Origin of the sequence: Achromobacter sp. ESBL13 (assembly GCF_036668755.1) — a bacterium.
GTDB lineage: Bacteria > Pseudomonadota > Gammaproteobacteria > Burkholderiales > Burkholderiaceae_B > Achromobacter.
Genome location: NZ_JAZEVT010000003.1, coordinates 93,384 through 108,585, shown reverse-complemented (window position 1 = coordinate 108,585; position 15,202 = coordinate 93,384). Strand labels below are relative to the sequence as shown.

The window sequence follows — 15,202 nt, the reverse complement described above, 5'->3', positions numbered from 1 at the left end:
CACGGCGTAGGTCTTTCAGACGAGCTTGCGCGTGGCCGGATGACGCCTTAACAGCCAGCTGCTGGCTGCCGACAGCGCGAACACGGCAACGGTCAGCAAGGGCACTGCCCAGGCGTCGCGCGGGTTGCCGGAGATGGCGCCGGCCCGGCGTGCCACGTCCAGGAACACGGGATGGATCAGGTACACGCCGAAGGTCAAGGGCGCCAGGGCGGATAGCCGCGGCAGCCGGGGCGAAGACACGATCCACTGGAAGGCTGCCAGCGACATGAAGGGCACCGTCAGGCTGAAGTAATCATAAAAGTACGTGTCCAGCGCATGGCCGTCGGACATCACGGTGACGCCAAGCGCCGTTGCCGCTACGCTGCCCGCAAGTATCAGGCCCGGCCGGGGAATGCGCAGGTCGCCATCGAAAATCAATCGGCCCGCCACGAAATAACCCAGATACGGCAGGAACCAGGTCAGGAAGAATCCGTGCGGGGCGCCCAGCGCGCGGCGGTACAGCGCATCCAGGATGGCCACGCCCAGAATGCCCACCACCCACAGCGACCGGCCGCGCGGCGTGCTGCGTGCGTACAGCAGGCGGGCCAGCGGGGCAAACAAGTACAGCCCCACGATCATGTACAGGTACCACAGGTGGTAATAGGGTTCGCCTTGCGCAACCTTGCGTGGCCAGAACGAAAAGTCCACCCGGCCGTCGTCCCACCAGTCCAGGCCGGTGCGCCAGGCCAGATAGAACAGGGTCCAGAAGAGCAGCGGCGCGCAGATGCGCGCCATGCGGCGGCTGTAAAACTTGCGGGCGTCTTGGGGCTTGTTCGGATCTAGCAGCAGGGCGCCGCTGACCATGACGAAAACGGGCACGCACCAGCGCGCCGCCGAGTCATACAGATTGGCGGCCAGCCACGCGCCGCCGCCATACGCGGCAGGGTCGCTGACAATCAAGGCCGCGCTATGCAGCAGGACGACGGCTACGGCCGCCAGCCAGCGGGCGGCGTCCAGTCGGGCATAACGGTCTTCGGGGGTTTGCATCGGGCTCCCGCTGGTGTTTTCGCTTTTTCACCATAGCAGTCGGTCCCATGCCCTTCTGTATCCAGCGGTTAGGCAAGGCATGAAAAACCGACAGGACCCGGCTGGGTGCTGTCGGTGCAATGGGGCCGGGCCCGTGGCCCGGCAAGCTTTGGCGGCCGGGTCCGCGCGCCAACGATTTGTCACGAAAACCGGAGACGGCGGGCCGGCCGCATCAGGGCATTGCCGCGTTACTGCAAGACGATGTTGGCCTGCTTGATCAACTGCGAGACGATGGGTTGTTCGGTCTTGATCTGCTTGTCCAGCTCGGCCGCCGTGCCGGAACGCGGGTCGATGCCCATGTCCAGCAGGCGCTTTTTCACGGCGTCGTCCTTCAGGGTCTCGGTCAGGGCGGCTTGCAGCTTTTCAAGCACCGGCGCGGGCGTGCCCTTGGGCGCCACGAAGCTGAACCACGCCGTCATGTCGAAGGCGGGGTAGCCTTCTTCGGCCAGCGTTTGGAGCTTGGGCAGCGTCGCCAGGCGCGACGGGCTGGTGATGGCAAACACCTTGACCTTGCCCGCGTCCGCCTGCGGCATGCCGGTGGCGACCATGTCAAAGAACAAATCCACGTCGCCGCTGATCAGCGCGGGCAGCGCTTGGGTCGCCCCCTTGAACGGCACGTGCAGGATGTCGATGCCGGCGCGTTCCTTGAACAGTTCACCCGCCAGATGGGACGAGGTGCCGGGGCCGAACGTGGCGAACGTCAGCTTGCCGGGGTTCTGCTTGGCATAGGCCACGACGTCCTGCGTGCTGTTGAACGGGCGCTTGGGGCTGGACAGCAGCACCAGGGGGCCCACGCCCACCATGCCGATACGGGCGAAACCGTCCGGGTCGTAGGGCAGTTCCTTATACAGATAGCGGTTCGTGACCAGCGTGGAATTGGTGGCCATCAGGATGGTGTAGCCGTCCGGCTGCTCGCGCGACACGTAGGCCGCGCCGATGGACGTGCCGGCGCCTGCCTTGTTTTCCACGATCATCGGCTGGCCCAGCGTCTTGGCCATGCGTTCGGCCAGGATGCGGGTCAGCACGTCGGTGGCGCCACCGGCCGGGAAGGGCGAGATGACCTTGATCGGGCGGGTCGGGTAGGTCTCGGCCTGAGCGCCCAGCGCGGCAGCGCTGAGCAGGACGGTGGCCAGCAGTTTGAGGCTCGTGCGAATCATGTTTTCCCCTTGAAATCGCGTGCATGAGTGGATCGCCGGGCCTGGCTTGGCCGCCGCGTCGCGTTGCGCCGCGGGGTGGCTTGCCAGGTCTCCTTGGATGTTTTAAATTCCGTGTACTGGAATTTGGTTTTGTCATTCGAAATAAACTATAAAAACGAAGCGAATAGAAATGCAATCTTTTTCTGACTCCAAGCGCGTCCTGCACGCCGCCGTCAAACCGGACGAAACGCTCGAACTGAGCCAGCCGGCACGCCGCAAGCGCACGGCCGGCGTGGGCGAGGGCGCCAATTCGCCCGACTTCATTACCGCCCTGGCGCGGGGTCTGGACGTGTTGCGCTGCTTTCGCCATGGCGTGATGGCGCTGGGCAACCTGGACCTGGCGCGCCTGACCGGCCTGCCCAAGCCGACCATCAGCCGCATCACCTACACGCTGACCGAACTGGGCTACCTGCGCTATCACCCCGACACCGGCAAGTATTCGCCCGGCTATGGCGTGCTGGCGCTGGGTTTCGGCCTGTTGGCCGGGCTGGAAGTGCGCGAACTGGCCAAGGCGTCAATGACCGAACTGGCGCGCGACACCGGCGGTGCCGTGGCCTTGGGCGCGTTCGATGGCGACGCGATGACCTACGTTGAAGCCATTCACGGGTCGTCGGCGCTGTATCTGCGGTTGCCCGTGGGCTATCGCGCCAGCCTGGACAGCGCCATGGGCCGGGCCTATCTGGCCAGCTTGCCCGACACCGCTTGTCAGGAAGTGATGGCGCGGCTGGGCCCGGTGGCTCCGCCGGTGGCCGCCATTGACCGCGCCCGCGCCGAATTGCAGGAATTCGGCTGCTGCTTCGCGCTGGGTGAATGGCAATCCGGCATCAATGCCGTTGCCGTGCCCTTTACCTCGATCACCGGCGAAGGCGTCTTCGTGATGAGCTGCGGCGGGCCATTGAGCCTCTTGCCCGAACCGGACCTGAGGTCTCGCGTAGGCCCGGCATTACGGGCCGCGATTGCGGGACTGGCGGGGGCGCCGGCCTGATCCTCGCGGCGCATCCGGGTCCGCGTTGGCTATCTCGTACAATTCACAAATTGATCCACCCCTAGCGCCCTCGGAGACCCGTTTGGCCAACCCCACACAAGCCGATCCGCAGATCGATGACCGTCCCTTGCCCCAGGATTTTGAAACGGCCCTGGCCGAATTGGAATCGCTGGTTGCAGCCATGGAAGACGGCTCGTTGCCGCTTGAGCAGTCGCTGGCTGCCTACCGGCGCGGCGTGGCGTTGACGCGGGTCTGCCAGGAACGCTTGGCGCAGGCGGAACAGCAGGTCAAGGTATTGGAAGGCGACTTGCTGCGCCCGCTGGACCCGGCGGCGCTGGATGACGAATAAGAAACCGATGAAGACCACTCAACTCCCCTTCGCGGAGTGGTTGCAGGGGCGCGTGCGGCACGTTGAAGACGTCCTGGACGACCTGATGCCGCCCGCGGATGTGCTGCCTGTCCGCCTGCATGAAGCCATGCGTTACGCCGTGCTGGGCGGTGGCAAGCGCGTACGCGCCGCCATGGTCTACGCCGCCGGGCAGGCCTGCCCGGTCAGCGGCAGTGTGCTGGCCATCGAGGCCTCGCTGGACCGCGCGGCAGCCGCTGTCGAATTGATCCACGCTTATTCGCTGGTGCATGACGATCTGCCATGCATGGACGACGACACCTTGCGTCGTGGCCGGCCCACTACCCACGTGCAGTTCGACGAAGCCACCGCCATGCTGGCCGGCGACGCCTTGCAGCCGCTGGCGTTCGACCTGCTGGCATCCATGCCGATCGCGCCCGCGCTGATCGTGCAGGCGACGCAGTCGCTGGCGCGCGCCGCCGGCAGCCAGGGCATGGCGGGCGGCCAGGCCATCGACCTGCTCAGCGTCGGCCATTCGCTGTCGCGCGATGAACTCCAGACCATGCACAGCATGAAGACGGGCGCCATGCTTGCGTGCAGCGTGGCGCTTGGCGGCATCGTGGCGGGCGCAAGCTCGGCCTCGCGCCAGGCGCTGGACGCCTACGCGCAGGCCATGGGCTTGGCGTTCCAGGTGGTGGACGATATTCTGGACGTTACCGCCGACACGGCCAGCCTGGGCAAGACGCCCGGCAAGGACGCGGCGGAAAACAAGCCGACGTACGTGTCGCTACTGGGCCTGTCCGAGGCGCGCGAGTTCGCCGAGGAATTGCGTGTGGCCGCGCTGGCGGCGCTTGAACCCCTGGGCGATGCCGGTTTGCGCCTGGCGCAATTGGCCGACTTCATCGTCCTTCGAGACCGCTGATCCGTGACAAGCCCGGCCTGAGTCCAGGTCGGGTCAACGAACCCCAAAAAAGCATGACGACTGATTTATTGGACCGCATTCAATCCCCGGCAGACCTCAAGCGCCTGGATCGTCGCGAGCTGAAAAAGCTTGCCGACGAACTGCGCGGCTTCGTGCTGGAGTCGGTATCCAAAACGGGCGGGCACCTGTCGTCCAACCTGGGCACGGTCGAGCTCACGCTAGCCCTGCATCAGGTGTTCGACACGCCGCATGACCGCATCGTCTGGGACGTGGGCCACCAGTCCTACCCGCACAAGATCCTGACCGGCCGCCGCGCCGGCATGGCGCAGCTGCGGCAACAGGGCGGCATTTCCGGCTTTCCCAAGCGCAGCGAATCCGAATACGACGCCTTCGGCACGGCGCACTCGTCCACGTCGATCTCGGCGGCGCTGGGCATGGCGGTGGCCTCGCGCAATGCCGGCGTGCAGCGCCAGCACATCGCCATCATCGGCGACGGCGCCATGTCGGCGGGCATGGCATTCGAAGCCATGAACAATGCAGGCGTCACCCCCAACATCAACCTGCTGGTGATCCTGAACGACAACGATATGTCGATCTCGCCGCCGGTGGGAGCGCTGAACCGCTACCTGGCGCGCCTGATGTCGGGCCGCTTCTACGCCACTGCCAAGAACGTGGGCCGCGCCGTCTTGCAGCACGTGCCGCCCGTGCTGGAACTGGCGCGCCGTTTTGAAGAGCACGCCAAGGGCATGGTCACGCCGGCCACGTTGTTTGAGGAATTCGGCTTCAATTACGTCGGCCCCATCGACGGCCATGACCTGGACGCGCTGGTGCCCACCTTGCAGAACCTGAAGGCGCTGCAAGGGCTGCAATTCCTGCACGTGGTCACCAAGAAAGGGCAGGGCTACAAGCTGGCCGAAGCGGACCCGGTGCTTTATCACGGCCCGGGCAAGTTCGATCCCGCCGTCGGTATCCTGCAATCGAAGGCGCCGGGCAAACGCACGTTCACGCAGGTGTTCGGGCAGTGGCTGTGCGACACGGCCGAGCAGGACACGCGTCTGGTCGCGATCACCCCCGCCATGCGCGAAGGCAGCGGCCTGGTGGAATTCGAAAAGCGCTTTCCGCTGCGTTATTTCGACGTGGGCATCGCCGAACAGCACGCCGTGACGTTCGCGGCGGGCGTGGCCTGCGAAGGGCAAAAGCCCGTTGTGGCCATCTACTCGACCTTTATGCAACGCGGCTACGACCAGTTCATCCACGACGTGGCGCTGCAAAATCTGGACGTGACGTTCGCGCTGGACCGCGCCGGCATCGTGGGCGCGGACGGCGCCACCCACGCGGGCAATTACGACACGGCATTCCTGCGTTGCGTGCCCAATATGGTGGTGGCCACGCCGTCCGACGAAAGCGAAACGCGCTTGCTGCTGTCGACCTGTTATCAGCATCCCGGCCCGGCGTCCGTGCGCTATCCGCGCGGCGCGGGTTGCGGCGCGGTCGAAGCCCCTGGCCTGGATACGGTGGAACTGGGCCGTGGCGTGGTGCGGCGCGAGGGCAAGAAAATCGCCATCCTGGGTTTCGGCACGCTGGTGCAAGCCGCGTTGGCCGCGGCCGGCAAGTTGGACGCCACGGTTGCCGACATGCGCTTCGTCAAGCCGATCGACAAGGCGCTGATCCTGGACTTGGCCGGCCGCCACGATGCGTTGGTCACGATCGAGGACGCCTCCATCATGGGCGGCGCGGGCAGTGCGGTGCTGGAAGTGTTGAGCGCCGAGGGCGTGCAGATTCCGGTGCTGCAACTGGGCTTGCCGGACGTTTTCATCGACCATGGCGAACAATCGGCCCTGCTGGCCGGCATCGGTCTGGATGCCGCCGGTATCGAGCAGTCGATCCGTAACCGCTACGCCGATCTGCTCGCCGAAGATTAAGCCGGTTGCACTTAGCCGGCCTCTCTTAGCCGGCTTCACTTGGCCGGCTTCGGCCCTGTCGGTGGTTGACCCAGCCGGCGGTCGACCCGGCCGTCCCTTCGGGCAACGGCCTCGCCATTGCCCAAAATCTGGAACACACTGTTCCGCCGTCACCGACCTACCCATAGAAGGGTTTTCCCAGGCGTAGGCAAGGCTTTCGGCGATAATGGCCCCCTCTTCAAGTTTCCTAGGCGCGTCCGCAAGCGATCGATCGCCTAGACAGGTACGCTGACATGAATTCTCCGATCGACCCCGCCCTGGTGATGCCCGATGTTCAAAGTTCGGCTGACACCCGGCACATCCCGATTCAGCGCGTGGGCATTCGTGGCGTGCGCCATCCCATGCTGGTTGAAGGCGGTGATGGGGCGCCGCAGGGCACCGTCGCCAACTGGACGCTGACCGTTGCGCTGCCCCCCGAAGAAAAAGGGACGCACATGTCCCGCTTTGTGGCGCTGCTGGAAAAATACCGCAGCACGCCCATGACGCCGGCCCGCTTCCGCGCCATGGCGGCCGACATGCTGCCGTTGCTGCACGCCGAAAGCGGCGACATCACCGCCGCCTTCCCGTATTTCATCAATAAGTCGGCCCCCATTTCGGGCGTGCAAAGCCTGCTGGACTACGAAGTTCAGTGGATCGCGCGCGCCAAGGGTGACGCGGTCGAATTCGAGCTGGTCGTCCAGGTGCCGGTGACAAGCTTGTGCCCGTGTTCGAAGGCCATCTCGGAATACGGCGCGCACAACCAACGTTCGCACGTGACGGTGTCTGCCATTCTTGGCGACGACATCAGCATGGACGGCGTCATCCGCCTGATCGAAGAAGAAGGCTCGTGCGAACTGTGGGGCCTGCTCAAGCGGCCCGACGAAAAGTACGTGACCGAACGCGCCTACGACAATCCCAAGTTTGTCGAAGACCTGGTGCGGGACGTGGCCGCGCGCCTGACGGCGCACCCCGGCATCGCGCGTTACCGGGTAGAAGCCGAGAACTTCGAATCGATTCACAACCACTCGGCCTACGCCGTCGTGGAAGGCTGAAACCACCGTGAATCATCCGGCGGCCACCGACTGGCCGCTTATCGCAAGGCTGCAAGCCTGGGAATCGCGGCTGGCCAATAACCTGGCCGGCCGCGGCCGTTTGGGCGTGGCGCTTTACGAGTTTTTCCGCTTTGGCATCAAGCAAGCCTGGGCCTGCCTGTTCGGCGGGCTGATGTGCGCGCTGCTGCTGGGCACGCACTGGTGGTACCCCAAGGATGCGCTGCTGGCGCGCTACGATTTCCTGACGCTGGCGGCGCTGGGCATCCAGGCCGTCTTGCTGGCGCTGCGCATGGAAACCTGGAGCGAAGCCCGCGTGATCCTGATGTTCCATGTGGTGGGCACGGGCATGGAAATCTTCAAGACCGCGGCGGGGTCCTGGATCTACCCCGAGGCCAGCGTGCTACGCATTGGCGGTGTGCCGCTGTTTACCGGCTTTATGTATGCGGCAGTGGGCAGTTATCTGGCGCGCGTTTGGCGGCTGTTCGATTTCCGCTTTCGCGCGCATCCTCCGCTGATGGCCACCGTGGCCTTGTCGGTGATGATCTACGTAAACTTCTTTTCGCACCATTTCGTCATGGATTTCCGGTGGTTGCTGTTTGCGCTGACCGCCGTGCTGTTTGCCCGCACCTGGGTGTATTTCCGCATTTGGCGCGTCTACCGCCGCATGCCGCTGTTGCTGGGTTTCGTGCTGGTGGCCTTGTTCATCTGGTTTGCCGAGAACATCGGCACCTTTGCCAACGCCTGGCGCTATCCAAACCAATCGCACGCGTGGCAGTGGGTGTCCATCGCCAAGCTGGGGTCGTGGTTCCTGTTGATGATCATCAGTTACGTGATGGTCAGCGTGGTTAACCGGCCCAGGGAAATCGCTGTTGCCAATCTGCCGCAAGCGGCGGGGCAGGGCGGCGAAAAAGCCCCGTCCCTGATTTCCTGACGCGCCAGGCGCTTGCGAAGCAATCTTCAATCGGTAATAATCGAGGGCTTTCTTGCTCGACCGCCCATGGTTTTTGGGTAGCGGGCTGCCCCTTGCGGGACTGATGTCTTTTGTGAACCACCACACAACCACCCATGATGGAAAGCGCGGGTGCAAGACGCCAGGCCGGCAAGACATCCTCAAGGAGTTTTACTCATGCGTCACTACGAAGTAGTGTTTATCGTTCACCCCGACCAAAGCGAGCAAGTGCCCGCCATGGTCGAACGCTACCAAGCGCTGGTTACGGGCCAAGGCGGCTCGGTTCACCGCCTGGAAGACTGGGGTCGCCGCCAACTGGCCTACCCGATCCAGAAGCTCGTCAAGGCTCATTACGTCTGCCTGAACATCGAGTGCGGCCAAGCCACGCTGGATGAGCTGGAACACTCGTTCCGCTACAACGACGCCGTTCTGCGCCACCTGGTCATCAAGACCAAGAAGGCCCAGACCACGCCCTCGATCATGATGAAGTCGGTCGAGCGTGAAGAAGCCCGTAAGGCTTCGGCTGAGGCTGTCGCGGTTCAGCCCGAATAAGCAGGGCTCACGCAGAGCTCAACTTATGAAGTCCCCTTGGTGCCTGGCAGGATGAATCAGCTGGAACTTAGCGCGCGCGTTCTCGAATGCGAGCCTTTGCGCCACACTCCCGCCGGCCTGCCCGCACTGGAAATGGTGCTGGCACACGAGTCCGAAGTTATCGAAGCCGGCCATCCGCGCCGTGTTGAATTGACGATTACGGCCGTGGCACTGGGCGATCTGGCGTTGCTGTTGAAGAACACCGCGTTAGGGTCTGAATTGCTGGTGCAGGGGTTTTTGGCTCCCGCCCGCAAGGACTCGGTGAAGATCAAGCTGCATTTGCAGCAGGCACGCAAGATCAGCGGTAGCGCAGGACGCGATCCGCAGGTGGCTTGAACAGGTTGAGCAAAGGGTGCGAGAGCGCCTTCTGAATACGGATAGGTTATGGGGAGCTGGGCCCGGTTTCTAAAAACCCCGGGTAAAACCCGCCCCCTCAAACATAGAGGCACATATCATGGCTTTCTTCGGAAAACGCAAAGAAAAACGCAAATTCACGCAGCAGAACCCGCTTTTCAAGCGTCGTAAGTTCTGCCGCTTTACCGCAGCCGGCGTCGAAGAGATCGACTACAAGGATCTGGACACCCTGCGCGACTTCGTGCAAGAAAACGGCAAGATCATCCCGGCTCGCCTGACCGGCACCAAGGCAATCTACCAGCGCCAGCTGGACACGGCCATCAAGCGCGCGCGCTTCCTGGCTCTGTTGCCTTACACCGACAACCACAACTAATCCGGGGCACTGAAAATGCAAGTTATTCTGCTCGAAAAAGTCGTCAACCTGGGCAACCTCGGTGAAGTCGTTCGCGTGCGTGACGGTTACGCCCGCAACTTCCTGATCCCCCAGCGCAAGGCCCGTCGTGCTACCGACGCCGCTTTGAAGGAATTCGAAGCTCGCCGCGCCGAACTCGAAAAGGCCCAGGCTGAAAAGCTGGCCGCCGCCCAAGCGCTGGGCGAGCGCATCGCCGGCTACCAGCTGAAGATCGCTCAGAAGGCCGGTGTTGACGGCCGTCTGTTCGGCTCGGTCACCAATGCCGACATCGCCGAAGCCCTGAAGAAGGCCGGTTTCGAAGGCGTTGAAAAGGCGCAAGTGCGTCTGCCCAACGGCCAGCTGAAGTCGGTTGGCGAGTTCCCGATCCAGGTCGCCCTGCACGCCGACGTTGTCGTCGACGTCACGGTTCTGGTGGAAGGCGAACTGTCCTAAGCCGTACCCGCGGTAAAAAGAAGCCGGCCCGCGCGCCGGCTTTTTTTCTTTTTGACCGGCCGTCGTTGCGTTCCGCCTTGGCGGCATCACGCATCGCCTCGCCATCTTGCCCAGCTCAGAGGACCTCTTGACCCACCCGCCCGTCCATCACAACGCGCCGCCCGGCCTGCGCGCCTGGCTCGACAGTGTCGACGCCTTGCGTGAACCTTCGGTGCGTGACGTGACGATCGATGGCGTGCGCTGCATCGTCAAGCGCCGGCGGCCCGGCTTCGGGCGTGGCGTCAGCTATGCGCTGCGCTATGTGCGCGCCTTTCTGCTGGGCGTGGGCTGCAAGCTGTTCCTGGGTGAATTTCCGCGCCCGGGCGTGTTGCTGCGCAATGGCTTGACGCACGAAGCCCAGCGCCTGTCGATGTTGCTGGAGGCCGGATGCCGTGTGCCGGAAGTGTGGTGGCAGGAGCATGGCCTGTTGGTGCTGGAGTACGTGGGCGACGACCTGGCTGATCTGATTCGCAACGAAGACGCTACCTCGCAGCTGTGGCTGACCCGTGCGGCCGCCGCAGATCTGGCCGCCTTCCACGCGCGTGGCATGTGGCACGGCGGCGCGCAAATCCGTAACGTCACCTTGCAGGACGGGGAGCTGTGGCGCATCGACTTCGAAGAGAATATCGGGTCGACGCTGTCGCGTCCGCTGGCGCAGGCGTACGACCTTTTCCAGATGTTGTCCTCGCTGGTGTCTTTGCGTAAATTGCCCGATGACGTCGCCGTCACGCTGGGTAAACTGGCGCTCGACGTGTACCTGGACAGCAATCCCGATGCCGCCGTCAAAGCGCGCCTGACCCGTCTGGCGCGCATTCTTTGCAGCGTCGCGGCGCCTTTGCGTCCCTTGTTGCGGCGCCTTCCGTCGCGCGATGTGCAAGGGTTTTTTCGCGTTGCGGACATCCTGCAGCCGTTACTATCGAAGTCATGAACACACCTGCCGATCCCCAGCTTGAATACCTGCGAGTTCCCCCCCATTCCATCGAGGCGGAGCAGTCGGTTCTGGGCGGCCTGCTGCTGGACAACACCGCGTGGGACCGCATCGCCGACGTGCTGGTCGAAGAAGATTTTTATCGCCACGACCACCGCCTGATCTGGCACCACATCGCCCGGCTGATCGGCCTGGCGCGTCCGGCCGACGTCATCACCGTCAATGAATCGCTGATCAGCGCCGGCAAGGCCGAGGACTCGGGCGGCCTGGCATACCTGAATGCGCTGGCGCACAACACGCCGTCGGCCGCCAACATCCGCCGCTACGCCGAAATCGTGCGCGAGCGCGCCATGCTGCGCAAGCTGGTGTCCATCGCCGACGAGATCTCGTCGGCCGCCCTGAACCCGCAGGGCAAGGAAGCGCGCCAGCTGCTGGACGAAGCCGAATCCAAGGTGTTCAAGATCGCCCAGGAAGGCTCGCGCGGTGCCGCGGGCTTCCAGGAAATCCAGCCGCTGCTGACCCAGGTGGTCGAACGTATCGACGAGCTCTACCACCGCGAAGGCAGCTCGGACGTGACCGGCGTGCCCACCGGCTTTACCGACCTGGACAAGATGACGTCCGGCATGCAGGGCGGCGACCTCATCATCGTGGCCGGCCGCCCTTCCATGGGCAAGACCTCGTTCTCGATGAACATCGGCGAACACGTTGCGATTGAGCAGGGCCTGCCCGTGGCGGTGTTTTCCATGGAAATGGGCGCCGTGCAGCTGGCGATGCGTATGCTGGGTTCGGTCGGTTTGCTGGACCAGCATCGCATGCGTACCGGCAAGCTGATCGCCGACGACTGGCCGCGTGTGACCCACGCCGTGCAGCTGATGCAGGACGCGCAGGTCTACATCGATGAAACGCCCGCGCTGAGCCCCATGGAAGTGCGCGCGCGTACCCGCCGCCTGGCGCGCCAATGCGGCCAGCTTGGGCTCATCATTATCGACTACCTGCAACTGATGTCGGGTAACGGCTCGGGCGAAAACCGCGCGACCGAAGTGTCGGAAATCAGCCGTTCGCTGAAGGGCCTGGCCAAGGAACTGAACTGCCCGCTGATTGCGCTGTCGCAGCTGAACCGAAGCCTGGAACAACGCCCCAACAAGCGCCCTGTGATGAGTGACCTGCGCGAATCCGGCGCTATCGAACAGGATGCCGACGTGATCCTGTTCATCTATCGAGACGAAGTCTACAACCCGGACTCGCCGGACAAGGGCACGGCCGAGATCATCATCGGCAAGCAGCGTAACGGCCCTATCGGCACGGTGCGGCTGACCTTCCAGGGTTCCAGCACGCGCTTCCTGAACTTCTCGGGTGCACAGCCACGCGACATGTACTGACCGCCATCGCGGCAGTCGCCGCCTTGGCTCCAAAAAAAAACCGCGCCCCGTATCAAGGGGCGCGGTTTTTTTTTATGTCTGGACGGTAGATCAATCGCGGCGATCAGCCTTCAATTTCAGGACGCTTGCCATAGCGCGCGGCCAACACGCCGCACACCATCAGCTGGATCTGGTGGAACAGCATCAAGGGCAGCACGATCGCGCCCACGGCGTGGCCGGCGAACAGCACCTGCGCCATCGGAATGCCGCTGGCCAGGCTCTTTTTCGAACCGCAGAAGAGCAGCGTGATGCGGTCTTCGACGTTGAAGCCGAACATCTTGCCGGCCAGCGCCGACAGGCCCAGCGCAAGTGCCAGGATGACCGCGCAGCACACCACCAGGCCCGCCAGCGCGGGGATGGGCGTGGTGCTCCACAAGCCTTCGTTGATGGCTTCGGAAAAGGCGGTGTACACCACCAGCAGGATCGAGCCCTGGTCAACGAACTTCAGCATGGCTTTGTGCTTGTGCACCCATGCGCCGATCCAGCGGCGTGCGAGCTGGCCCAGCACGAAGGGCAGCAGCAGTTGCAGCATGATCTTGCCGACCGCGTCGAACGAAATCGGCGCGCTGCCCGCGTTGGCCACCACCGTGCCCACCAGCAGCGGCGTCAGGAAGATGCCCAGCAGGCTGGAGGCGGATGCGCTGCACACGGCGGCGGGCACGTTGCCGCGCGCCATCGACGTGAAGGCGATGGCCGATTGCACCGTGGCCGGCAGGCAGCACAGGAACAGGATGCCCAGGTACAGCTCGGGCGTGACCAAGGGTTCCAGCACCGGCTTGAGCGCCAGGCCCAGCAAGGGAAACATCAGGAACGTGGCCGAGAAAATCGTAAGGTGCAGCTTCCAGTGCGTCAGGCCGGCGATGATGGCCTCGCGGGACAGGCGGGCGCCGTGCAGGAAGAACAGCAGGCCAACCGCGATGTTTGTGATCCAGCCAAATACCACCACGCCTTGCCCGTGCGCGGGCACGATGCTGGCAAGGATGACGGTGCAGATCAGGTAGAGAGTGAAGCGGTCGGGCAGAAGGCGGACAAGGCGTGACATGGACGAATAGAGAGGAGCAGACGAAAAGCGGGAACAACGCGCTGCGAACCAGGCGGCAAGCCAAGCGGAAAACCCCGCGGCGAATCAAGCCTGGGCAGTCGGCGGCGCATGGGAGGCGTCGGAAACGGGGCGTATTGTAGTCCCCGTCGCCGTCGCCGTCGTGCGCATCAGGGTGTCATTGCCAGCGCCAAGTCGAACGCGGCTACCAGCGAGGCGTGGTCGGCCACACCCCGGCCGGCGATGTCGAACGCGGTGCCGTGGTCGACGCTGGTGCGCACGAAGGGCAAGCCCACCGTGACGTTCACGCCATGGTCCAGGCCCAGGTACTTCACGGGGATCAGCCCCTGGTCGTGATACTGCGCCACGACGATGTCGAATTCGCCCCGGCGGGCACGCATGAAGATGGTGTCGCCGGGCCAGGGGCCGCTGGCGTCGATGCCTTCGGCGCGCGCGCGGGCGATTGCCGGTTCAATGATGTCGATATCTTCGCGGCCGAACTTGCCGCCTTCGCCGGCGTGCGGGTTCAGGCCCGCCACCGCCACGCGCGGCGCGGCAATGCCCATCTGGCGGCACGCGCGGTCGGCCAGCCGCATGGCGGTCAGCTCGGCGTCGGGCGTGATGCGGGCTATCACGTCTGCCAGCGCCACGTGTATGGTCACCAGCAGGACGCGCAGCTCGTCATTGGCCAGCATCATCGCGAAGTCCTGTGTGGCCGAGCGGTCGGCCAGGATTTCGGTGTGGCCGGGGTAGTCGATGCCGGCTTCATGCATGGACTTTTTGTTCAGCGGCGCGGTGACGATGGCGCGGATGCGGCCGGCCTGCGCGTCGTCAATCGCGGCGCAGACGTAGTCGTAGGCGCCGCGTCCTGCCGCTGCGCTGATCTGCCCCAGCGGCAAATCGTCGGGCAGGGCCGGGCTACAGGCGATGACATGGATGCGCCCTGCATCGGGGCCGGCCTGGGCGACATCGCCCACTTCGACAACGTCCAGGCGTGCGCCCAGCTGAGCCACCGCGCGGCGCAGCGCGCCCGCATCGCCGTACACCACGCAGGGGGCGCTCAGGCCTTGCGCGATCGCCTTGACGACGATCTCAGGGCCGATGCCGGCGGCATCGCCCATGGTGATGCCCACGGGCAATGAGGCGTTCACGATGCCTTGTCCTTGGGCGGCTCGACAACGCCGCATTCAAACGTAACCGTGGCGCGCTTGGAGCCCAGGCCCGTGGCGTGATTCGACGTGACCTTCGGTTTTTGCAGCTTGCGGCCGATGCCCTGGCAATACTGGTCGGCGCGTTGCAGCGTCTGGTTCTTCAGTTCCACCCACGTCAGCAACTGCGTGCCTGAACTATAGGTGACGCTGTAGGTGTCTTTGCCGACGGAGGTGACCTCGCTCATGCTGGAGCAGGCGGCTAGCAAGGTCAGCAGGGCGGCGGCGGGGGCAAGGCGTGCAAGCATGGGGCATCCAGAAAACGCGATATCCGCCATTACAACACCATGTCGGCCCACGAGAAAAGACGGCCGACCGGCCCAAGC

17 protein-coding genes are annotated in these 15,202 nt (G+C 64.2%); 12 read left to right on the top strand and 5 right to left on the bottom strand.

Annotated features, from left to right (window positions below):
- Positions 1 to 15 precede the first annotated feature (15 nt).
- Positions 16 to 1,026, bottom strand: coding sequence for an acyltransferase (locus V6F88_RS14745; protein ID WP_332610399.1), 1,011 nt, complete (start codon positions 1,024 to 1,026; stop codon positions 16 to 18).
- A 227-nt stretch (positions 1,027 to 1,253) separates the two neighbouring features.
- Positions 1,254 to 2,222: a Bug family tripartite tricarboxylate transporter substrate binding protein gene (locus V6F88_RS14740; RefSeq protein WP_332610398.1), complete on the bottom strand. Its 969-nt coding sequence runs from the start codon at positions 2,220 to 2,222 to the stop codon at positions 1,254 to 1,256.
- Between the two features lie 169 nt (positions 2,223 to 2,391).
- On the opposite strand from V6F88_RS14740, the gene V6F88_RS14735 reads away from it, so the two are divergent.
- The 12 genes from V6F88_RS14735 to V6F88_RS14680 all read left to right on the top strand — a co-directional run bounded on the left by V6F88_RS14735 (position 2,392) and on the right by V6F88_RS14680 (position 12,590).
- Positions 2,392 to 3,246 carry an IclR family transcriptional regulator gene (locus V6F88_RS14735; RefSeq protein ID WP_332610397.1) on the top strand — a complete coding sequence of 285 codons (855 nt, stop codon included), beginning with the start codon at positions 2,392 to 2,394 and terminating at the stop codon, positions 3,244 to 3,246.
- A gap of 82 nt (positions 3,247 to 3,328) precedes the next feature.
- Positions 3,329 to 3,595: an exodeoxyribonuclease VII small subunit gene (locus V6F88_RS14730; protein ID WP_046802796.1), complete on the top strand. Its 267-nt coding sequence runs from the start codon at positions 3,329 to 3,331 to the stop codon at positions 3,593 to 3,595.
- 7 nt (positions 3,596 to 3,602) lie between these two features.
- The gene (locus V6F88_RS14725) at positions 3,603 to 4,514 is read left to right on the top strand and encodes a polyprenyl synthetase family protein (protein ID WP_332610396.1); all 912 of its coding nucleotides are present in this window, start codon (positions 3,603 to 3,605) and stop codon (positions 4,512 to 4,514) included.
- Positions 4,515 to 4,567: 53 nt separating this feature from the next.
- Positions 4,568 to 6,436 carry a 1-deoxy-D-xylulose-5-phosphate synthase gene (gene dxs / locus V6F88_RS14720; RefSeq protein WP_332610395.1) on the top strand — a complete coding sequence of 623 codons (1,869 nt, stop codon included), beginning with the start codon at positions 4,568 to 4,570 and terminating at the stop codon, positions 6,434 to 6,436.
- A 272-nt stretch (positions 6,437 to 6,708) separates the two neighbouring features.
- Entirely contained in the window at positions 6,709 to 7,506 is a 798-nt protein-coding gene (gene folE2 / locus V6F88_RS14715; protein ID WP_332610394.1) for a GTP cyclohydrolase FolE2, read from the top strand.
- Between the two features lie 7 nt (positions 7,507 to 7,513).
- On the top strand, positions 7,514 to 8,437 hold the full coding sequence (locus tag V6F88_RS14710) for a DUF817 domain-containing protein (protein ID WP_332610393.1): 924 nt from the start codon (positions 7,514 to 7,516) through the stop codon (positions 8,435 to 8,437).
- A gap of 195 nt (positions 8,438 to 8,632) precedes the next feature.
- Positions 8,633 to 9,007 (top strand): 30S ribosomal protein S6, encoded by a 375-nt coding sequence (gene rpsF / locus V6F88_RS14705; RefSeq protein ID WP_006218306.1) that lies wholly within the window; start codon positions 8,633 to 8,635, stop codon positions 9,005 to 9,007.
- A gap of 51 nt (positions 9,008 to 9,058) precedes the next feature.
- The gene (gene priB / locus V6F88_RS14700) at positions 9,059 to 9,382 is read left to right on the top strand and encodes a primosomal replication protein N (protein WP_046802801.1); all 324 of its coding nucleotides are present in this window, start codon (positions 9,059 to 9,061) and stop codon (positions 9,380 to 9,382) included.
- 118 nt (positions 9,383 to 9,500) lie between these two features.
- Complete coding sequence (rpsR, locus tag V6F88_RS14695) at positions 9,501 to 9,773, top strand: 30S ribosomal protein S18 (protein ID WP_006218308.1); 273 nt, start codon at positions 9,501 to 9,503, stop codon at positions 9,771 to 9,773.
- Positions 9,774 to 9,788: 15 nt separating this feature from the next.
- Positions 9,789 to 10,244 carry a 50S ribosomal protein L9 gene (rplI, locus tag V6F88_RS14690; protein WP_332610392.1) on the top strand — a complete coding sequence of 152 codons (456 nt, stop codon included), beginning with the start codon at positions 9,789 to 9,791 and terminating at the stop codon, positions 10,242 to 10,244.
- Between the two features lie 127 nt (positions 10,245 to 10,371).
- Positions 10,372 to 11,211 (top strand): hypothetical protein, encoded by an 840-nt coding sequence (locus V6F88_RS14685; RefSeq protein ID WP_332610391.1) that lies wholly within the window; start codon positions 10,372 to 10,374, stop codon positions 11,209 to 11,211.
- Entirely contained in the window at positions 11,208 to 12,590 is a 1,383-nt protein-coding gene (locus V6F88_RS14680; RefSeq protein ID WP_006218311.1) for a replicative DNA helicase, read from the top strand. The genes V6F88_RS14685 and V6F88_RS14680 overlap by 4 nt, the downstream gene beginning before the upstream one ends.
- Positions 12,591 to 12,693: 103 nt before the next feature.
- Here V6F88_RS14680 and V6F88_RS14675 read toward each other — a convergent pair whose 3' ends face one another.
- From V6F88_RS14675 to V6F88_RS14665, 3 genes are all read right to left on the bottom strand, one after another.
- Complete coding sequence (locus V6F88_RS14675) at positions 12,694 to 13,671, bottom strand: bile acid:sodium symporter family protein (protein ID WP_332610390.1); 978 nt, start codon at positions 13,669 to 13,671, stop codon at positions 12,694 to 12,696.
- Positions 13,672 to 13,838: 167 nt separating this feature from the next.
- Positions 13,839 to 14,819, bottom strand: coding sequence for a 4-hydroxythreonine-4-phosphate dehydrogenase PdxA (pdxA, locus tag V6F88_RS14670; protein ID WP_332610388.1), 981 nt, complete (start codon positions 14,817 to 14,819; stop codon positions 13,839 to 13,841).
- Complete coding sequence (locus V6F88_RS14665; protein WP_332610386.1) at positions 14,816 to 15,124, bottom strand: hypothetical protein; 309 nt, start codon at positions 15,122 to 15,124, stop codon at positions 14,816 to 14,818. Before V6F88_RS14665 ends, pdxA begins: the two co-directional genes overlap by 4 nt.
- Between the last annotated feature and the right edge of the window lie 78 nt (positions 15,125 to 15,202).